Source organism: Actinobacillus seminis, from assembly GCF_002263215.1.
In the GTDB taxonomy this organism is placed as follows: domain Bacteria; phylum Pseudomonadota; class Gammaproteobacteria; order Enterobacterales; family Pasteurellaceae; genus Actinobacillus_B; species Actinobacillus_B seminis.
Genome location: NZ_NLFK01000002.1, coordinates 26,036 through 48,654, shown reverse-complemented (window position 1 = coordinate 48,654; position 22,619 = coordinate 26,036). Strand labels below are relative to the sequence as shown.

14 protein-coding genes are annotated in these 22,619 nt (G+C 40.8%); 4 read left to right on the top strand and 10 right to left on the bottom strand.

The window, feature by feature from the left end:
* The first annotated feature begins 210 nt into the window (after nt 1-210).
* On the top strand, nt 211-921 hold the full coding sequence (locus CFY87_RS02440; protein WP_158216600.1) for an SIMPL domain-containing protein: 711 nt from the start codon (nt 211-213) through the stop codon (nt 919-921).
* 61 nt (nt 922-982) lie between these two features.
* On the top strand, nt 983-1,594 hold the full coding sequence (gene slyD, locus CFY87_RS02435; protein ID WP_094945716.1) for a peptidylprolyl isomerase: 612 nt from the start codon (nt 983-985) through the stop codon (nt 1,592-1,594).
* 122 nt (nt 1,595-1,716) lie between these two features.
* Here the strand turns inward: slyD and CFY87_RS02430 are convergent, their stop codons facing one another.
* A complete protein-coding gene (locus CFY87_RS02430) occupies nt 1,717-3,375 on the bottom strand; it encodes a putative transporter (RefSeq protein WP_094945715.1) in 1,659 nt (552 codons plus the stop codon).
* A gap of 207 nt (nt 3,376-3,582) precedes the next feature.
* Between CFY87_RS02430 and CFY87_RS02425 the strand changes: the two genes are divergently transcribed.
* A complete protein-coding gene (locus CFY87_RS02425) occupies nt 3,583-5,370 on the top strand; it encodes an ABC transporter ATP-binding protein/permease (RefSeq protein WP_094945714.1) in 1,788 nt (595 codons plus the stop codon).
* Between the two features lie 168 nt (nt 5,371-5,538).
* On the opposite strand, the gene rpoC is transcribed toward CFY87_RS02425, so the two are convergent.
* The 8 genes from rpoC to alaS all read right to left on the bottom strand — a co-directional run bounded on the left by rpoC (nt 5,539) and on the right by alaS (nt 20,915).
* A complete protein-coding gene (gene rpoC, locus CFY87_RS02420; RefSeq protein ID WP_094945713.1) occupies nt 5,539-9,801 on the bottom strand; it encodes a DNA-directed RNA polymerase subunit beta' in 4,263 nt (1,420 codons plus the stop codon).
* 98 nt (nt 9,802-9,899) lie between these two features.
* Nucleotides 9,900-13,928, bottom strand: a complete 4,029-nt coding sequence (gene rpoB, locus CFY87_RS02415; RefSeq protein ID WP_094945712.1) for a DNA-directed RNA polymerase subunit beta — start codon at nt 13,926-13,928, stop codon at nt 9,900-9,902.
* A 426-nt stretch (nt 13,929-14,354) separates the two neighbouring features.
* Nucleotides 14,355-14,723: a 50S ribosomal protein L7/L12 gene (gene rplL / locus CFY87_RS02410; protein ID WP_094945711.1), complete on the bottom strand. Its 369-nt coding sequence runs from the start codon at nt 14,721-14,723 to the stop codon at nt 14,355-14,357.
* Between the two features lie 51 nt (nt 14,724-14,774).
* On the bottom strand, nt 14,775-15,266 hold the full coding sequence (gene rplJ, locus CFY87_RS02405) for a 50S ribosomal protein L10 (protein WP_094945710.1): 492 nt from the start codon (nt 15,264-15,266) through the stop codon (nt 14,775-14,777).
* 318 nt (nt 15,267-15,584) lie between these two features.
* Nucleotides 15,585-16,472: a UTP--glucose-1-phosphate uridylyltransferase GalU gene (galU, locus tag CFY87_RS02400; protein WP_094945709.1), complete on the bottom strand. Its 888-nt coding sequence runs from the start codon at nt 16,470-16,472 to the stop codon at nt 15,585-15,587.
* Nucleotides 16,473-16,547: 75 nt separating this feature from the next.
* A complete protein-coding gene (locus CFY87_RS02395) occupies nt 16,548-17,912 on the bottom strand; it encodes a phosphohexomutase domain-containing protein (RefSeq protein ID WP_094945708.1) in 1,365 nt (454 codons plus the stop codon).
* Nucleotides 17,913-17,954: 42 nt separating this feature from the next.
* Nucleotides 17,955-18,128: a carbon storage regulator CsrA gene (gene csrA / locus CFY87_RS02390; RefSeq protein ID WP_094945707.1), complete on the bottom strand. Its 174-nt coding sequence runs from the start codon at nt 18,126-18,128 to the stop codon at nt 17,955-17,957.
* Nucleotides 18,129-18,287: 159 nt separating this feature from the next.
* A complete protein-coding gene (gene alaS, locus CFY87_RS02385) occupies nt 18,288-20,915 on the bottom strand; it encodes an alanine--tRNA ligase (protein WP_094945706.1) in 2,628 nt (875 codons plus the stop codon).
* Between the two features lie 348 nt (nt 20,916-21,263).
* Between alaS and CFY87_RS11440 the strand changes: the two genes are divergently transcribed.
* A complete protein-coding gene (locus tag CFY87_RS11440; protein WP_115610066.1) occupies nt 21,264-21,356 on the top strand; it encodes a hypothetical protein in 93 nt (30 codons plus the stop codon).
* A gap of 98 nt (nt 21,357-21,454) precedes the next feature.
* Here the strand turns inward: CFY87_RS11440 and mnmA are convergent, their stop codons facing one another.
* Entirely contained in the window at nt 21,455-22,606 is a 1,152-nt protein-coding gene (gene mnmA / locus CFY87_RS02380; protein ID WP_094945705.1) for a tRNA 2-thiouridine(34) synthase MnmA, read from the bottom strand.
* Between the last annotated feature and the right edge of the window lie 13 nt (nt 22,607-22,619).

Sequence of the window (22,619 nt, the reverse complement as noted above, 5' to 3'; positions counted from 1 at the left end):
TGAACAAGCCAAAACCAATGTGGTAATTAAGAAAGGGACTGTAGTAGATTAGCATAACTGATATACTACAGTCCCAAAAAGAAATATGACAATTTGATGACAACAATGTAAATCAATCAATAAAAAGATGACGTAAAGTACGGTCATTTTTGAACTATTTTTAAACCATATTGACTAAGAGTCAATTTACTGAAAGAAAGGAAAATGAAGATGAAATTAAAACATATTGCCTTTATTTTAATGGCGGCATTGCCCATGAGCCTCTCTGCGAATACCTCACCTGCCGGCACTATTAAAAACGGAAATATCGTGAGTTTTAGTACGGAAGTTGAAAAAGAGGCAGCTCAAGATTTATTACAAGCCACTCTGTTTATTCAAGTTGAAAACGCCACTCTCCCGAAAGCCAATCAGGAAGTAAACAGTAAAATTAACCAAGCGCTTGAGATGATTAAAGCGCAAAGTGCGGTGGAAATTAAACAAAATTCGCGCAACACTTATGTGCGCTATAACCAACAAGGCAAACAAAACGGTTGGGTAGCGTCAGGACAATTGGTATTACAAAGTGCCGACAGCGAAGCCTTATCCAAAATACTATCCGATCTTGACGGTATTTTAGCGATTTCTTCTGTGAACGCGCTGGTTTCGCCAGAAACTATCGCTAAATCCGAAGATGAATTGACCGCGAAGGTGCTGAAAAAATTTGAGCGACAAGCGCAATTAATTAAAACCACGCTGAAAGCCAAAGATTATGCGATTGTGGAGTTAATTTTAACCTCGCCGATAGAAAATGACGACATGGTCGCCAGACCATATGGCGCAATGGCGCGGGTGGCGAAAGCGGATGGTGGTTTCGTGAATCTGGAACAAGGGAAAACCCGTCTAAAAGCGCGTCTTGATGCCAAAATTGAATTAGTGAAGTAATAATGACAGGTTAGCGGATTTCCGCTACAATGAAGCGATTTTAACCAGCAATGAGGTAATGATGAAAGTTGCAAAAAATATCGTGGTAAGCATTGCTTACCAAGTTCGCACCGAAGATGGCGTATTGGTAGATGAAGCGCCGACAAATCAACCGTTAGAATACTTACAAGGTCACAATAATTTAGTGATTGGTCTTGAAAATGCGTTAGAAGGAAAAGCAATCGGCGATAAATTTGAAGTACGCGTAAAACCGGGAGAGGCTTACGGTGAATACAACGAAAATATGGTACAACGCGTACCGAAAGACGTTTTTGTCGGTGTTGATGAATTAGTAGTCGGTATGCGTTTTATCGCTGATACGGATATGGGTCCCTTACCGGTGGTGATCACTGAAGTGGGCGAAACTGATGTGGTAGTTGACGGAAACCATATGCTCGCCGGTCAAGAATTATTATTTACCGTTGAAGTTGTTGCAACGCGAGAAGCTACATTAGAAGAAATTGCCCACGGTCATATTCACCAAGAAGATGGCTGCTGTGGCGCTCACCATCATGACAGTGATGAAGCAGGTCATGGTTGCGGTTGTGGCGGACATCACCATCATCACGGACATGATCACCACGATCATGACCATAACGGTTGCTGCAACGGAAAAGGTGGCTGCAAACATTAATTGAGAAAATGGCGCGCACACAATATAGGGCACCATTAGCGATAAAACGCGTAAAAAAATTGACTGCACTTTATTTCATTGAGCAAAAGTGCGGTCATTTTTATGACAATTCTTCTCTTAATTTATACGATAGTCCATAGCAAGATGGCGAGTAATTGTGGCGAGATGATCCGCAAAAACATGACTAACGGATACACCGTCGCATAAGATAATGCCGCCGCACCACTGTCTTCTTTAATCGCATTAGCAAATGCTAACGCCGGCGGATCCGTCATGGAACCTGCTAATAATCCGCATAGGGTTAAATAGTTTAATTTTAAATATAAACGTGCCAAAATCCCGACAAACATTAACGGAATAAACGTAATAAGCGCACCATATCCCATCCACTCCAAGCCACTTCCATGAACAAAAGTCGCCACAAAATTACCACCGGATTTAAGCCCGACTACGGATAAAAATAATACAATACCGATCTCGCGTAACGCCAAGTTAGCGCTTGGCGGCATAAACCAATAAAGTTTGCCGATACTGCCAATACGCGCAAGAATTAAAGCAATCACTAACGGCCCGCCTGCCAAACCGAGCTTTAAAGCAACCGGAAAGCCAGGAACATAAAACGGAATAGATCCTAACAATACGCCAAGCCCAATACCGATAAACACCGGTAACATTTGTACATGTTGTAATTTTTGCTGTGCATTGCCAATAATTGCAATAGCATGCCCAATCAAATCAGAACGACCAACAACGTGCAAGACATCCCCAAATTGCAACGTAGTATTCGCTGTCGGGACAAGCTCTACCCCGGCGCGATTGAGACGCGAAATCACTACACCGTATTTTTGATGAATACCTAAACCTTTTATTCGTTTACCCAACACTTTTTCATTGGTCACCACAATGCGTTCGGAACGTAAATCACCACTCAATGTTGCCATTGGCACATCAACCTCTTCACCAATCACCAAGCGCATTTTTTTCAAAGCTTGAATTTCGCCCACGATATGCAATAAATCACCTTGGTAAATAGGGGTGTCCGCTTTAGGTACACAAATACTCTCTTCCCGCTTCAGCCGAGAGCAAACTACATCTTTATTATCAAAACCGGGAATATCAATAAGATGCAAACCATTTATATTAGGGTTAGTGACTTTAACATTCATGGAACGCAATATTTCTTTATCTTGTCCACTTTCTTTTTGAAAGCCAAGTGCTTCTTCTTCGACTTTTATTTTAAAAAATAGACGAACCAACCACATGGTCAACAAAATTCCACAAATCCCAAACGGATACGCAACCGCATATGCCATCCCCATAGTTTCAGTCAAATTACTCATGCCCAATTCGGATAAAATTTGTTGCCCCGCCCCAAGAGAAGGTGTATTAGTTACTGCACCGGAATAAATCCCTAAAATAATATCTAATGGAACATCCCCAACTTTATACAAGACTACGACACTTAATGCCCCCACTAAAACAATCAGTGCTGCAAGTCCGTTAAGTTTCAACCCTGACTGTCTTAAGGAAGAAAAAAAACCCGGACCAACCTGAATTCCAATAGTATAAACAAACAGGATTAAACCAAATTCTTGGATAAAGTGCATCGTATGAGCTTCTAATACCAATCCGTATTGACGGGTAAAATGTCCAACAATAATACCGCCAAACAGTACACCGCCAATCCCTAATCCAACGCCTCTAATTTTCCAAGAACCAATCCACAGTCCGATAACTGCAACAAGGGCAAGAAGACTGATGGTGATTGCAATATCACTCATATTTACCTCTTATGACAAAATTTATAAAAAATAACTAATAAGAATTATAACAAGCTCCTTTGGACAAATAAGCAAACAAATATAAAAAGTTGAACGTTTATCACATTTTTCTTGTCAAAGAGATGGTTTTTTTTAACAATATTTGAACAAACACTTGTCTGGCAAATCAAATTTTGCCACAAAAACAATTTTTATTGAGAACAGATCATGAATTGGATTGAAGAATTTTTTACCTCATTACTTTGGATTTTTAAAAGTCTGACAATTACCGGCATTATTTTCACCATTATGCTCGTCATTTTGGCAAAAACAACTCGCTGGGGACACCAGTTTTGGCTACTCGCTCAAGGTTATCTCTCCCCGAAAAACGGGTTAAAACCTATCGGTTATTTCTTTATTATTGTATTTTTTAATTTATTATCTGTACGCTTAGATATTTTATTTTCCAATTGGTATAACACCATGTACAGTTCATTACAAGAAATGAACGCAAAGGTATTTTGGCAACAAATGTTTGTTTTCTCGGGACTTGCGGCGGTGCACGTCATAAACGTCTTATTGACATATTATTTAACGCAACGTTTTACCATTCAATGGCGAACTTGGTTAAATGAAAAAATGTTAGCACAATGGACTGAAAATCAAGCATATTATAAAACCCAATTTCTGACAACGCAGCTTGATAACCCGGATCAACGTATTCAGCAAGATATTGTTTCCTACGTATCCAGTTCCATCGATTTTGCAACCGGCGTGATTTCATCCTCAGTATCATTAGTAGCATTTACCCTTATTTTATGGGATCTCTCCGGTCCGATGACTATTGCCGGCGTAAATATCCCACATACAATGGTGTTTTTAGTGTTTATTTATGCATTGATTAGTAGTGTATTGGCATTTAAAATTGGGCGTCCATTAATTACGCTAAATTTTATGAACGAACACTTAAATGCAAACTATCGTTATTCCCTCATTCGCTTAAAAGAATATGCTGAGAGCATTGCCTTTTATCGCGGTGAAAAAGCGGAAAAAAGTTTACTACTGAAACAATTTGAGAAAGTCATCCATAATGTATGGCAAATGACCTATAGAACTTTAAAATTATCAGGTTTTAACTTGATCGTTTCACAAGTATCAGTAATTTTTCCATTTATTATTCAAGCCACCCGTTATTTCAGTGAACAAATTAAATTAGGTGATCTGGTCCAAACTGCTCAAGCATTTGGTAAAGTTCAAAAGGCACTTTCGTTTTATCGTAACTCATACGATAGTTTTACCGCTTACCTAGCAGTACTGGATCGTCTAACCGGTTTTCACAGCGCCATTGAACTAAGCCACCAAGCATCGCAAACAAAGTTACAACATTCACCGCAACAAGTAGTGTTTAAAAATTTAGATGTTAATACACCGGACGGTGAACCTCTAATAAAATCGCTAAATTTTATTTTAAACCAAGGCAACTCTTTGTTAATTCAAGGTCCATCAGGTGTGGGAAAAACCACATTACTCCGTACGGCTGCCGGTTTATGGTCATATTCGGAAGGCTATATTGCTTGCCCACAAGATAATACCTTATTTCTGTCCCAAAAGCCCTATTTACCGCAAGGGCGTTTAATCGACACTTTATATTATCCGAAAGCTACACCGGAAAATGTCAATCTTGCAAAAGCCCAAGAGATCGTAAAAAAAGTACAACTCGGACATTTAGCGGAGAAATTGGAGCAAGAAAACGATTGGACAAGAATATTATCCTTGGGAGAGCAACAACGCCTTGCTTTTGCTCGCTTGTTATTACATAAACCAAGTGTTGCTTTTTTGGATGAAGCCACTGCCAGCATGGATGAAGGATTAGAGGATGCAATGTATCAACTAATCCGTACAGCGCTTCCTCAAACCATTATTATCAGCGTTGGCCATCGCTCCACCCTACAAAGTCACCACCAACAACATCTACGTATTAACCCAGATAAGAGTTGGCAGTTATTAACGCATTGATCACTTTTCTTATATCACAAATTATGCTCCCAATCCATTTATTGAATTGGGAGCAATCAGAACTTGTGAAAAAAGTACCGCACTTTGCCTAAAGTGCGGTACTTTTTAGTGAAATATCAACAAAACCCTTACTTTCAGCAAGGGTTTTTATCTTCGTTAAATGAGAGGTTATTCCTCGTCCACCATATTCAACATTTCAGCTAAACTCGCGGTCGCATCTTCTGCAGTCATCGTAAACTCCTCTGCAATCGCCTCCTCATCTTCGACAGAAAATCTTACCGGTACTTCCTCTTCAACAAAGCCATTTGTTTTATTTTTCAAACGGTTTTGATGATAAGCAAAACCGGTACCTGCCGGAATTAAGCGACCAACGATAACATTCTCTTTCAAGCCACGCAATTCATCACGTTTACCCGCCACCGCTGCCTCGGTAAGCACGCGCGTGGTTTCTTGGAATGATGCCGCAGAAATAAAGGATTCCGTTGCCAATGACGCTTTAGTAATGCCCAGCAATTCACGTTCAAATTCCACCAACGGTTTGCCTTCAGCTTCACGTTGACGGTTAACAATTTTCACACGTGCCACTTCCACCTGCTCACCCTCTAAGAATTCAGAATCGTAAGCTTGGGTGATGATTCCTTTACGCAACATTTGACGCACGATAACTTCGATATGTTTATCGTTAATTTTTACCCCTTGTAAACGGTAAACTTCTTGTACTTCGTTAACAATATAATTGGTTACCGCGTGTACACCACGTAAGCGTAAGATATCATGTGGCGTTTCCGCACCGTCGGAGATTAAATCACCACGTTGTACCATTTCGCCTTCAAATACGTTCAATTGACGCCATTTTGGAATCATTTCTTCGTATACTTCGCCACCATCTGTCGGTGTAATTAACAGGCGACGTTTACCTTTGGTTTCTTTACCGAAGGAAACAATACCTGAAATTTCCGCTAAAATTGCCGGTTCTTTCGGTTTACGCGCTTCGAAAAGATCTGCCACGCGCGGAAGCCCCCCGGTAATATCCTTGGTTCCCACGGATTCTTGCGGAATACGTGACAAGGCAATACCGATATGCACTTCGGCACCGTCGTCTAAGGTAACAATCGCTTTACCCGGTAAGAAGTATTGCGCCGCGACATCAGTACCCGGAATAACAATATCATTACCTTGTGCATCAACTAATTTCAATGCCGGACGTAAATCTTTACCGGCTGTCGCACGTTCTCCCACATCTTGCACCACGATAGAAGACAAACCGGTTAACTCATCAGTTTGACGAGTAACTGTCAAGCCATCAACAATATCTACGAATTTCACAAAACCGCTTACTTCTGAAATAACCGGCATCGTATGTGGATCCCAGTTTGCCACGATTTCACCGGCATCTACTGCTTGACCGTCGCCTTTATTTAAGATAGCACCATAAGGTACTTTATAATGCTCTTTGGTACGACCAAAAGCATCAATAACGGTTAGCTCCGTATTACGTGAAGTGACAACCAATTTACCTTCATTATTTGTTACAAATTTCACATTCGTCAAACGTAAGGTACCGGTATTCTTCACTTGAATACTGGACTCTTTTGCTGCCGCAGATGCCGCACCACCGATATGGAACGTACGCATGGTTAACTGTGTACCAGGCTCGCCGATAGATTGAGCCGCAATTACCCCAACTGCTTCACCTTGGTTAATCAAATGCCCACGAGCAAGATCGCGACCATAACATTTCGCACAAACACCGAAGTCAGTATTACAGGTCACTACAGAACGCACTTTAATGCTATCCACAGAGTTAGCATCAATTACGTCACACAATTTTTCGTCCAACAAGGTGTTACGTGGAATTAATACTTCGTCGGTACCCGGTTTTAAGATGTCTTCTGCCGCCACACGACCTAATACACGATCACGCAAGGCTTCTTTAACATCTCCCCCTTCGATCAATGGTGTCATCACAATGCCTTCGTGAGTACCGCAGTCATCTTCTATGATCACCAAGTCTTGTGCTACATCAACCAAACGACGGGTCAAATAACCGGAGTTCGCTGTTTTCAACGCAGTATCCGCAAGCCCTTTACGTGCACCGTGGGTAGAAATAAAGTATTGTAAAACGTTCAAGCCTTCACGGAAGTTTGCAGTAATCGGGGTTTCGATAATCGAACCGTCTGGACGTGCCATCAAACCACGCATCCCCGCTAACTGACGAATCTGCGCTGCAGAACCACGTGCCCCAGAATCTGCCATCATAAAGATGCTGTTGAAAGAGGATTGTTTTTCCAATTCACCATGACGGTTCACCACTTCTTCGGAAGATAAGTTTTCCATCATTGCTTTAGCAACACGCTCATTAGCCGCAGCCCAAATATCGATCACTTTATTATAACGTTCACCCGCTGTGACAAGCCCTGATTGGAATTGCTCTTGAATTTCAGCCACTTCTTCTTCCGCCGCAGAAATAATTTCATATTTTTTCGCCGGAATAACCATATCGTCAATGCCGACGGAAGAACCGGAACGTGCCGCATAAGCGAAACCGGTGTACATGATTTGGTCAGCAAACAATACACTTGGTTTCAAACCTAAACGACGATAACTTTCGTTGATCAATTTTGAGATCGCTTTTTTACCCAAGGTTTGGTTGAACAAACTAAATGGCATTCCTTTTGGCGCGATCATCCATAAAATAGCACGACCGACGGTAGTATCCACCAAGTTAGTTTGTGCTACCCATTCATTTGCCGTATTTTTCACATATTCTGTAATACGCACTTTCACGCGAGAATGCAATTCCGCTTCACCGGTACGATAAGCTTTTTCCGCTTCACACGGATCTTGCAATAACATTCCTTCGCCTTTACCGTTTACTTTGTCGCGCGTCATATAATATAAACCTAAGACCACGTCTTGCGACGGAACGATAATTGGCTCACCGTTTGCTGGTGATAAAATATTGTTGGTTGACATCATTAACGCACGCGCTTCTAATTGCGCTTCAAGTGTTAATGGAACATGAACCGCCATTTGGTCTCCATCAAAGTCCGCGTTAAACGCCGCACAAACAAGCGGGTGTAACTGGATCGCTTTACCTTCGATCAAAATCGGCTCAAAGGCTTGAATACCCAAACGGTGCAAGGTTGGCGCACGGTTTAACAGGATTGGGTGTTCGCGAATTACTTCCGCAAGAATATCCCAAACAATCGCATCTTCACGCTCAACCATTTTCTTAGCGGCTTTAATTGTCGTCGCAAAACCGCGACTTTCTAATTTCGCATAAATAAATGGACGGAATAATTCCAACGCCATTTTTTTCGGCAAACCGCATTGATGTAGATGCAAGTATGGTCCTACGGTAATTACGGAACGCCCCGAATAATCAACACGTTTACCTAATAAGTTTTGACGGAAACGACCTTGTTTACCTTTGATCATATCCGCAAGCGATTTTAACGGACGACGGTTAGAACCAGTGATAGCACGACCACGACGACCATTATCTAATAACGCATCTACTGATTCTTGCAACATCCGTTTTTCATTACGCACGATAATATCCGGCGCAATCAAATCTAAAAGACGTTTTAAACGGTTGTTACGGTTGATCACGCGACGATATAAATCGTTCAAATCTGAAGTTGCGAAACGACCGCCGTCTAAAGGAACTAATGGGCGTAAATCCGGTGGTAATACTGGCAATACAGTTAGCACCATCCACTCCGGTTTATTGCCGGATTGAACAAAGGCTTCTAATAATTTCAAACGCTTAGTGATTTTTTTACGTTTTGTTTCAGAGTTGGTTTCTTGCAATTCTTCACGTAAATTTTCGCATTCTGCTTCTAAATCCATGTCACGCAACAAGGCTTGGATGGCTTCTGCCCCCATTTTAGCATCAAATTCATCTTGCCAACGATCTTCCGCTTCCATAAATTGTTCTTCAGTTAACAATTGTCCACGTTCCAGATCGGTCATGCCCGGCTCGATCACAATATAAGATTCAAAATAAAGCACACGTTCGATATCGCGCAATGGCATATCTAATAATAAACCGATACGGGATGGAAGTGATTTTAAAAACCAAATATGTGCTACCGGGGAAGCAAGTTCAATATGTCCCATGCGTTCACGACGAACTTTGGCTTGGGTAACTTCAACACCACATTTTTCACAAATTACACCACGGTGTTTTAAACGTTTATATTTACCGCATAAACATTCATAGTCTTTAACCGGCCCGAAAATACGGGCACAGAAGAGACCATCACGTTCAGGCTTGAACGTACGATAGTTAATGGTTTCCGGTTTTTTTACTTCACCAAATGACCAAGAACGGATCACATCCGGTGAGGCTAATCCAATTTTGATGACATCAAAATCATCACTTGATTTTGATTGTGCTTTTAAGAACTTAACTAAGTCTTTCACGATTTGCTCCTGTCGGAGTTAAACTTATTCAAGTGCGGTCAAAAATTTTTATTTTTTAACCGCACTTGGGCGTACATTAAAGTCTTTTTTCGCTTAGATTACTCTTCATCTAAGTCGATATTGATACCAAGCGAACGGATCTCTTTCATGATTACATTGAACGATTCCGGTGTGCTTGGATCCATTTGGTGCGTGCCGCTAACGATGTTTTTATACATCTTCGTACGACCGTTCACATCATCGGACTTCACGGTTAACATTTCTTGTAATGTGTATGCCGCACCATAAGCTTCAAGCGCCCACACCTCCATCTCACCGAAACGTTGACCACCGAATTGTGCTTTACCCCCCAATGGTTGTTGTGTAACAAGACTATAAGAACCCGTTGAACGAGCGTGCATTTTGTCGTCAACTAAGTGGTTCAATTTGAGCATATACATATAACCGACGGTAACCGGACGTTCAAATTTCTCACCGGTACGACCATCATATAAGGTAATTTGACCAGAAGTCGGCAAACCGCCTAATTGTAAAAGCTCTTTAATTTCTTTTTCATGCGCGCCATCAAACACCGGCGTCGCAAGCGGCATACCTTTACGTAAGTTTTGTGCTAAACGCATCACTTCTTCATCAGTAAAGGTACTTAAATCTACTTTTTGCGATCCTTCACCCAAATCATAAGCTTTTTGAATATAACCGCGCAATTTTTCTACACTTTGTTTTTGTTTGATCATGGCATTGATTTGATCACCAATCCCTTTTGCCGCCAAACCTAAGTGTGTTTCAAGAATCTGACCGATATTCATACGTGACGGAACCCCTAGAGGGTTTAACACGATATCCACCGGTTGACCGTTTTCATCATAAGGCATATCTTCAACCGGGTTAATTTTTGAAATAACCCCTTTGTTACCATGACGCCCCGCCATTTTATCACCCGGTTGGATGTGGCGTTTCACTGCAAGATAGACTTTCACGATTTTTAAAACGCCCGGTGCCAAATCATCCCCTTGAATAATTTTGCTACGTTTCACTTCGAGTTTATGTTCAAACTCTTTGCGCAATTCTTCGTATTGTTCCGCTAATTGCTCTAACTGATTTTGTTTGTCTTCATCAGCTAAGGTTTGCTCCAACCATTTCGTGCGATCCAATTTATCCAATTGTTTTTCATCCACACCGCCGGAAACAAGCAATTTACGTACGCGGGCAAATAAACCAGCTTCTAAAATCTCCAATTCTTCCACAAGGTCTTTTTTCGCTTGTTTCAGCTGCATTTCTTCGATTTCTAAAGCACGTTTATCTTTTTCTACGCCATCGCGCGTAAAGACTTGAACATCAATAACGGTACCAGACACACTGTTTGGCACGCGTAAAGAAGAATCTTTTACATCAGAAGCTTTTTCACCAAAGATCGCGCGTAATAATTTTTCTTCCGGCGTTAATTGCGTTTCACCTTTTGGTGTCACTTTACCCACCAGAATATCGCCACCTTTTACTTCAGCTCCGATATAAACAATACCGGATTCATCAAGTTTGCTTAACGCTGCTTCACCTACGTTTGGAATATCCGCTGTGATTTCTTCCGAACCTAATTTGGTATCACGTGCCACACAAGATAATTCTTGAATATGAATTGTTGTGAAACGATCTTCTTGTACAACACGTTCAGACACTAACATTGAATCTTCGAAGTTATAACCGTTCCATGGCATAAATGCCACACGCATATTTTGACCTAACGCCAGTTCACCTAAATCGGTTGATGGACCGTCGGCAAGAATTTCGCCACGCTCAATTGGTTCACCTAAATTCACACAAGGAATTTGGTTAATACAAGTATTTTGGTTAGACCGAGTGTATTTAATTAAATTATAAATATCAATCCCTGCTTCACCTGCTATGGTTTCATCTTCATTTACTTTCACCACAATACGGGAAGCATCCACATATTGAATAATACCGCCACGTTTTGCTACCACTGCGACACCGGAGTCCAATGCCACCGGTTTTTCCATTCCGGTACCCACCAACGGTTTATCTGCACGTAATGTTGGAACCGCTTGGCGTTGCATGTTCGCCCCCATCAAGGCACGGTTCGCATCATCATGTTCAAGGAATGGAATAAGCGCCGCCGCTACAGAAACGACTTGCTGCGTAGAAACATCCATATAGTGAATTTCTTCCGGACGATATAAACCAGATTCACCAAATTCACCGCGACAAGTAACGAACGCATCAGTAAAACGCAATTCTTCGTCTAAATTTGAGTTTGCCTGTGCAATGACATATTTACCTTCTTCAATAGCAGACAAATACTCAATTTCTTCGGTCACTTGACCATTAACAACTTTACGATATGGCGTTTCTAAGAACCCATAATCGTTCGTACGCGCATACACGGAAAGTGAGTTAATCAAACCGATATTCGGACCTTCCGGGGTTTCAATCGGACATACGCGACCATAGTGAGTCGCATGAACGTCACGAACTTCAAAGCCGGCACGTTCACGGGTCAAACCGCCCGGTCCCAATGCAGAAATACGACGTTTGTGTGTGACTTCTGACAACGGGTTATTTTGATCCATAAATTGTGATAATTGAGATGAACCAAAGAATTCTTTCACTGCTGCAGAAATCGGCTTCGCGTTAATTAAATCTTGTGGTGTTACCGCATCTAAATCCCCCAAAGACAAACGCTCTTTTACCGCTCGTTCTACGCGCACCAAACCGATGCGGAATTGGTTCTCTGCCATTTCACCTACAGAACGGATACGACGGTTACCTAAGTGGTCAATATCATCCACTTCGCCACGACCGTTACGAATTTCAATCAGTTTTTTCATCACACTGATAATATCGTCTTTACTTAAAATACCGCTACCGGTTTCTTCTTCAATACCGATAGAACGGTTGAATTTCATACGACCAACCGCTGATAAATCATAGCGTTCTTGAGAGAAGAATAAGTTATCAAACAAGCCTTCTGCAGCTTCTTTTGTTGGTGGCTCGCCCGGACGCATCATACGATAAATTTCTACTAAAGCGCTTAAACGATCATTTGACGGATCTACACGCAAAGTTTCGGAAATATAAGGACCATGGTCTAAATCATTGGTAAATAACGTTTCAATGGTTTTATAACCGACTTGTGCTAATTTCGCTAATAGCTCTAAGGAAATCTCCATATTTGCAGCACAAATAATTTCACCCGTTTCTAAATCCACATAATCTTTAGCAGACACTTTACCGACAATGTATTCAGTCGGTACTTCAACTTGAGAAATTTGATCTTTTTCTAAAGCACGAATATGACGCGCAGTAATACGACGACCGCGTTCCACATAAACTTTACCGTTGGCTTCAATATCGAAAGTTGCAGTTTCGCCACGCAATCTTTCCGGTACTAAGGTCATCAATAACTTGTTATCTTTGATTTCAAAAACAACTTTATCGAAGAAAATATCTAAAATTTGTTCAGTCGTAAAATCTAACGCGCGCAAAATGATGGTGGCCGGCAATTTACGACGACGGTCGATACGTGCATAAAGGTTATCTTTCGGATCAAATTCAAAATCCAACCAAGAACCACGGTAAGGAATAATACGTGCGTTATAAAGCACTTTACCGGAAGAATGGGTTTTGCCTTTATCACTATCAAAGAACACACCCGGGCTGCGGTGTAATTGCGACACGATAACACGTTCAGTACCATTAATCACAAAGGTACCGTTATCGGTCATTAATGGAATTTCGCCCATATAAACTTCTTGTTCTTTAATATCTTTGATAGTACCGGGTGCTGCATCTTTATCATAGCTAACTAAGCGCAATTTTACGCGTAACGGCGCGGCAAAAGTCGTACCGCGAATTTGACATTCACGCACATCAAAAACCGGCTCGCCTAATTGATAGCTCACATATTGCAATTCCGTATTGCCATTATTGCTGACAATCGGGAATACAGAACGGAATGCGGCTTCTAACCCTTGCTGCCCATCCGGATCTCTTTGAATAAATTTTTCAAAAGAATCTAATTGAATTGTTAATAAATAAGGTACATTTAAAACTTGCGGACGTTTTCCGAAGTCTTTACGAATACGTTTTTTCTCGGTATATGAGTAAACCATAGGGTTCCTCTGCTTGCTGTTCAGTGACCCAATCGTGCAACATTGAAAAATGTAAAAGCGCACGACAATGATTAACCGTTAATAATGACCGCACTCTGAACCTTACTTCTGTAGTGGGACAACACTCAACAATAACCACAAAATTTACTGTGAGTAAAGCAAAAATCATAACGGTTAATGAATTTTCGCTTTTGGAGCAGCATAAAAGACCAGATGATCATTCACCTAGTCAACTATGCAAAATTTGGATTGCAAATTATAACAAATTGACTATTTTTTAGCAATAGCGAATTATAACTTATATGCTAAGTTACAAAAGCTTGTTATTAGTTTTGAGCGCATAAGCAAACGATACACCCCAAAAAAAGACCCTAATGTTACTATCCGGGTCTTTTTGAATGTTGAAAAGTTGACTAAAGATCAAAATTATTTGATTTCTACTTGTGCGCCAGCTTCTTCCAATTCTTTCTTCAAGGCTTCAGCTTCAGCTTTAGCGATACCTTCTTTCAATACTGCCGGTGCAGATTCAACTAAGTCTTTCGCTTCTTTTAAGCCTAAACCGGTTGCACCACGTACTGCTTTGATAACTGCAACTTTATTAGCACCCGCTGCTGCAAGAACTACGTCAAATTCAGTTTTTTCTTCAGCTGCTTCAGCCGGACCTGCTGCTACCGCTACCGCTGCTGCCGCTGCAGAAACACCAAATTTTTCTTCCATTGCAGAAATTAATTCTACGATTTCAGTTACAGATTTAGAAGCAATTGCTTCAATGATTTGTTCGTTAGTTAATGACATAACAATCAATTCCTAATGTAAATAAATTAAACGAGTTAAGAAACGGTTGAATTAAGCCGCTTCTTGTAATTTGTCGCGATATGCCGCAAGAGTGCGAACAAGTTTGCCTGCCGCCGCTTCTTTCATAGTACCCATTAAACGTGCGATAGCTTCTTCGTAAGTCGGTAATGTTGCTAAGAATTCAACATCTTGGATCTTACCTTCAAAGGCTGCACCTTTAATTTCAAACTTATCGTTTGCTTTCGCAAAATCTTTAAACAAACGAGCTGCTGCGCCCGGATGTTCGTTAGAGAACGCAATAAGTGTTGGACCTACAAACGCATCTTTTAAACATTCGTAATCAGTGCCTTCAACTGCACGACGTAATAAAGTATTACGCACAACACGCATTGAAACACCAACTTCACGAGCTGCTTTACGTAGTTCAGTCATTTTATCTACGGTTACACCGCGAGAATCCGCGATCACAGCAGATAGGGCACCTTTGGCTGCTTCATTTACTTCAGCAACAATTGCTTGTTTGTCTTGAAGATTTAATGCCATTGGTTTTAGCTCCTGAATACACTCCGATTGCTCGGAAATAAAATACCTAATATAGACACATATTAGGGCGAATTCGGTGCCCAGAAGCAAGAAAAATTCTTATTCTGTTCACCATCTACGTAGGATAATTAAGAGACGAAACTTCAACTCCCCTACGGTCTTGGACGGGGCTTGAAAAGGTCAAGCACCAACCAGAAAACCATTATGCAAATAACTTGCATAAATCATAAATAAGGTAGCGGATTATAGCCTCTATACACCTTGTTGTAAAGAAAATAAGCAAATAAATCAAAAAATGACCGCACTTTACCGGTGTAATTACAAAGATTTTACCAATTTCTTCAAATAATCTGCAAATTTTTCACCTAATTGCGGGTGATGCAATCCATACTCAACAAAGGCTTGCATATAACCGATTTTATCGCCACAGTCGAATGTTTCTCCCGTCATATGAAAAGCTTCAACTGTTTCTTTCTCAATTAACATATCAATTGCATCCGTCAATTGAATTTCATCACCAACACCAATTGGCGTTTTTTCCAACAAATCCCAAATTTCAGCAGAAAAAACATAACGTCCCACTACGGCTAAATTTGATGATGCTTCCTCAATACTCGGTTTTTCGACAATGCTGTTAATTTTGGCACTTTCGCCGCCATGTAACTCAACACCGCCACAATTCACAATACCATAACTACTGACATCTTTTTTCGCAACTGGCGCCACCATAATCTGGCTGGTATTTGTTTCTTTAAAACGTTTTAACATTGCCGCCAAATTTTCCGTTTTTTGATTTGCAGTAAAATCCGCGAGCAACACATCCGGCAAAATAACTGCAAACGGTTCATTCCCCACAACCGGACGACCACATAAGACCGCATGACCTAATCCTTTGGCGTTTCCTTGACGTACGTGCATAATTGTTACATCTTTCGGACAAATAGAACGCACTTCATCCAATAACTGACGTTTCACCCGTTTTTCCAACATAGTCTCCAATTCAAAAGAAGTATCAAAATGGTTTTCGATAGCATTTTTGGACGAATGTGTGACTAATACGATTTCTTTAATACCGGCAGCAATACACTCATTAACAACATACTGAATTAACGGTTTATCAACTAATGTTAACATTTCTTTCGGTATTGCCTTGGTTGCCGGCAACATTCTCGTTCCAAGCCCGGCAACAGGAATAATCGCTTTCATTGGTTTTCCTTATTCTAAACAATAAACAACCGCACTTTATGCAAAACGACAAAGTGCGGTAACTTTTTTATACAATTATTGACGTAATAACGCGAGAATTTCCTCAGTTTTTTCCGCCATCAATTGCTTATCGCCTCGAGTTTCAAGATTTAAACGCACAACCGGCTCGGTATTTGAACTGCGTAAATTGAAACGCCAAGTCGGATATTCAATACTGATCCCATCAATTTCATTCACATCGATAGCATCTTTCTCATAAGCGGCACGTACACGGGCAATCGCCGATTTCGCATCAGCAAGTTTGCTATTAATCTCGCCCGGAGAAGGATAAGTATTAATACTGCCACCCACCAATTGTCCTAAGGTTTTTCCAGTGGTGCAGACTAATTCCATGACCAACAACCAAGGAATCATGCCGCTATCACAATAGAAGAAATCACGGAAATAGTGGTGTGCGCTCATTTCACCGCCATAAATAGCATCTACTTCACGCATTTTTTCTTTAATGAAAGAATGTCCAGATTTAGACATAATCGCTTCACCGCCATTTTCTTCCACTAATTTAATCGTATTCCAAATCAAACGCGGATCATAAATGATTTTCGCGCCTTTATTTTTCTGTAAGAAAGCATGACTGAGTAAACCAACAATATAATAACCCTCAATAAAGCCACCGTTTTCATCAAATAAGAAACAACGGTCAAAATCTCCGTCAAAAGCAATCCCCATATTTGCTTTGTTCGCTAATACCGCATCAATAGTATCTTGACGATTTTCAGGTAAAATCGGGTTAGGAATACCGTTAGGGAACGTACCGTCCGGATTATTATGCACTTTAATAAATTCAACCGGTACTTGTTTGGCGCGGAACTGCGCTTCAATCGCATCAACCACGTGACCTGCGACACCGTTACCGGAGTTGATCACCAATTTCATCGGTTTTAGGTTATCTAAATTAATGTAAGACAGCAGATGCTCAACATAATCCCCCAAAACAGATAGCTGCTTATATTCGCCACGTTTGGTCACTGCCGGAAATTGATTTTCTTCTGCTAAACGTTGAATATCAGCCAAACCGGTGTCAACACTAATTGGACGAGAGCCTTTGCGAACAAGTTTTAATCCGTTGTAATCCATTGGGTTGTGGCTGGCAGTCACTTCAATACCGCCATCAGCATCTAAAAAAGAGGTCGCAAAATATACTTCTTCGGTTCCAGTCTCACCTAAATCAACCACATTCACACCGGAGTCCAACAACCCATTTGTCACCGCGCTTTTTAATTCTTTACTGGTTAAGCGAACGTCTCCGCCTACAACAATTGTCTTAGGTTGAAGAAATTGCCCGAATGCACGCCCAATACGATACACAATATCCACGTTTAGTTCATCACCTAAACGACCACGAATATCATAAGCTTTAAAGCAAGTTAATTTACCCATACATTCTCCATATCTTACCAATTACAAAGTCATTTAATTGGGCTACTCACTCTGCTCCTCTTTGATGCGCTGATAAATCTCTTCACGATGAACAGATACATCTTTAGGTGCATCAACCCCAATCTTCACTTGATTACCACGAATATTCAAGATCGTAACAGAAATATCATCCCCAATGAGTAAGCTTTCGCCAACTTTTCTGGTTAAGATCAGCATCTAAACCTCCTCATTTTTTTATTTTTTTGACTAAACATTCCGGTCACCTAGCAATATCCCTATCTGAAATAAAAATAATAAATTTTACGTATCCTACAGCATGTAAAAATAAAATGTCATCACTAAAATACAAACTTGTGAGTTACCTCACAAATTTTATTATTGTATATGAGACTGTAACCATTCAGCACAAACTGCCAGTGCTTTTTCAATATTTTCAGGCTGAGAACCGCCCGCCATTGCCATATCCGGACGTCCGCCCCCTTTTCCACCAACTTGTTGTGCCATTAAATTAACCAACTCACCGGCTTTTACTTTAGTGGTTAAATCAGGCGTCACTCCAACAACCAGGTTCACTTTCCCTTCAAAAGAGGAAGCAAATACAATCACTCCCGAACCCAATTGATTTTTAAGATCATCAACCATCACGCGCAAAGATTTTGTTTCAACTCCATCAAGCTGTTGAATTAAAACGGAAACCCCATGAATTTTAACCGTACTTTTAATTAAATCCGAGCTGGCTTGCATTGCCATTTTTTCTTTTAATGCGCTCAATTCTTTCTCATTTTTCTTCGATTTGTCTTGCAACTGCTGAATTTTTTCCACTAACGAATTCACATCAGATTTTAATAACTCAGCGCTTTGATTGAGTAAATCTTGTTGATGGAACAACCAAGATATTGCATTTTCACCGGTCACCGCCTCAATACGACGAATACCCGCAGCAATCGCCGTTTCACTGATAATTTTAAACAATCCGATATCACCAGTGCGTTTCGCATGAACCCCACCGCACAATTCGATAGAAAAATCTCCCATAGTCAAGACACGCACTTGATCAGCATATTTCTCCCCAAAAAGTGCCATCGCCCCTTTGGCTTTTGCCTCATCCAATGCCATCACATCTGTTTGAATCGGATTATTCGCACGAATTTGTTGATTAACCAAACGCTCAATTTTCGCCAATTGTGCCTTATTAATGGCTTCCTGATGAGTAAAGTCAAAACGCAATGCCACATCAGAGACCAAGGATCCTTTTTGTCCCACATGCGTCCCTAAAACTTGACGCAATGCGGCGTGTAACAAATGGGTTGCTGAGTGATTTAATGAGGTTTGTTGGCGACGTTCTACATCCACCACCGCATTCACTGACTGACCAACGCGCAATTCGCCTTGTGTTAGCTCACCGATATGGCCAAATACTTGACCATATTTTTGCGTATCTTTCACATCAAAATGCAACGCATTACCTTCTAAACGACCGCTATCGCCGATTTGACCGCCTGACTCTGCATAAAATGGCGTATTTTCTAAAATAACAATGCCACTTTGCCCTGCAACCAAACGCTCTACCGCTTTTCCATCATGGAAAAGTGCGGTCACTTTTGCCAAACTTTCTGATTCTGTATAACCTTCAAATTTTGTCACGCCATCCACACGAATGACATTACTGTAATCCATACCGAATTGGCTCGCAGCTTGCGCACGTGAACGCTGCGCGTCCATTTCACGCTCAAAACCTTCTTCATCAATTTTAATATTGCGCTCACGACATACATCTGCGGTTAAATCCAGCGGAAAACCAAAGGTATCATAAAGTTTAAATGCCACCTCACCGGATAATACATTGTCTTTGACATTCACCAAGGCTTCATCCAATAACGTCAAACCACGCTCTAGCGTTCGTGCAAATTGTTCTTCCTCTAAACGCAATAACTTTTCTACATTCACCTGTTTGGCTTGGACATCTTTACCCGCCTCTGCCATCACCTCGATCAAGGTCGGCACTAATTTATAGAAAAATGCCTCTTTGGCGCCAAGTAAATGTCCATGACGTACCGCGCGACGAATAATACGACGTAAAACATAACCACGCCCTTCATTTGATGGAATTACGCCATCCGCAATCAAATAAGCGCAAGAACGAATATGATCCGCGATCACGCGCAATGATTTATTACTTAAATCTGTCTGCCCGGTTAATTGCGCTGCTTTGGCAATTAATTTTTGGAAAATATCAATATCATAGTTGGAATTTACATGCTGCATCACTGCGCTGATACGCTCCAACCCCATACCGGTATCCACGGATGGTTTCGGTAAATTGTGCAGCGTACCGTCTGCCTGACGATTGAATTGCATAAACACAATATTCCAAATCTCAATATAACGATCACCGTCTTCTTCAGGCGATCCCGGTGGTCCTCCCCAAATATGCTCACCGTGATCATAGAAAATTTCTGTACAAGGACCACAAGGTCCGGTATCGCCCATTTGCCAGAAATTATCTGAGGCATAAGACGCGCCTTTGTTGTCTCCAATGCGAATAATACGTTCTGCCGGAATACCTACTTCGTTGTGCCAAATATCATAAGCCTCGTCATCCGTTTGATAAACCGTAACCCATAATTTTTCTTTCGGCAACCCTAACCATTGTGGTGAAGTTAAAAATTCCCAACTGAAATTAATAGCGTCATGTTTAAAATAATCACCAAAACTGAAATTACCAAGCATTTCAAAGAAAGTATGGTGACGAGCAGTATATCCAACGTTTTCTAAATCGTTATGCTTACCACCGGCACGGACACAACGCTGTGCAGTAGTTGCGCGAGAATAGGCTCTTTTGTCCATACCGAGAAAAACGTCTTTAAATTGGTTCATGCCGGCATTGGTAAATAAAAGAGTCGGATCATTTTCAGGTACGAGAGAACCACTCTCAACAATTTGATGCCCCTTACTATGAAAAAAATCAAGAAATGATTTTCTAATTTCAGCCGTAGTTTTCATTAATAAACCCTGTGTTATCCTATTAACAGTCATAAAAAGTTCTCATATTCTTACACATTTTTTCCTTTTAGAAAAAGCATTTTTAGCAATCATCAAAAGAATTTCGCTCTGTATCACAAAACTGAAAAACGTTGACCTCGCCTTATCTAATTCTAAAAAAGTGCAGTTATTTTAATCTGCGCAAAAAAAGTTAAACCGGCTGTCCAATTGATTAAAGTGTAGATTTTTTATAACTAAATCCAACCAAACATTCAAACAGCAAGTTGTGAGTTTCTATTTCAAACATTACCAAAAGACATTTCGTTATTTTTCTCCGATTCCGGAGTGCATTAATAACGTTTCAAACGAATGAAAACAGAAGGTCGTTACGAAAAAGCCTTTGAATGTATTGATGAAGTCAAACAGGAAATCCATAACGATGTGCGTTGCTATAATGCATAACAAATTCAATTAAAACTAAAAAGACTGAGTCCGATACAATATCAAAATCAGCCCTTTGAATAACCATCTAACTTTTTATGATCAGATAAAAACAGAAATTATTTCAACTGTATATCAATAATCCCTCCTCCAAGGCACACTTCGCCTTGGTAAAAAACCGCGGATTGTCCCGGCGTGACCGCAATTTGCGGCTCGTCGAAACACACTTTAATGCAGTCATCGTTGACAGGGATGACGTTGCAAGGGATATCCTGTTGACGGTAGCGGGTTTTAACTGTGCAACGAAAAGCTTCATGTATCGATTGACGATTGACCCAATGCAATTGCTGCGCGATTAATCCGCGGGATAATAAAGCAGAATTATCCAAGCCTTGTGCTACAATTAATTCATTGTTTTTCAAGTCTTTTTTGACTACATACCAAGCATTTTCATCTTTGCCTTTAATTCCTCCGATACCTAAGCCTTTGCGCTGACCTAGGGTGTGATACATCAATCCTTGGTGATGCCCGATAATTTCGCCCTCCAAGGTTCGAATATTGCCGGGTTGTGCCGGCAGGTAACGAGCTAAAAAGTCTTTAAATTTACGCTCACCAATAAAACAAATTCCGGTAGAATCTTTTTTCTTCGCCGTTATCAAGCCAAGATCTTCAGCTATCGCTCGCACAACCGGTTTTTCAATATTACCAACCGGGAACAAACTTTGCGCCACCTGATATTTGCTTAATGTATAAAGGAAATAGCTTTGATCTTTATTTGGATCCAGCCCGCGTAAAAGTTGCGCCCCATCCGGCAGATCACGACGACGCACATAATGCCCTGTCGCAATATAATCAGCACCTAAATCTTCCGCGGCATATTCCAAAAACGCCTTAAATTTAATTTCTTTGTTGCACAAAATATCCGGATTTGGTGTGCGACCGGCTTGGTATTCCGCCAAAAAATGTTCAAATACATTATTCCAATATTCTGCGGCAAAATTAATTTTATGTAGCTTAATACCAAGTTTATCGCATACTGCCTGTGCATCCGCTAAATCGGCGGCGGCAGTGCAATAATCCGTATCGTCGTCCTCTTCCCAGTTTTTCATAAACAAGCCTTCCACCTGGTAGCCTTGTTGTTGAAGAATAAAGGCGGATACGGAAGAATCCACCCCTCCGGACATCCCGCAGATGACTTTTTTACTACGATTTACCGCCCGTTGTTGCTCGCTAAGCGGTGCAAAATATTGTTCGTATGTTTTTGATTTCATTATTATCCTATAA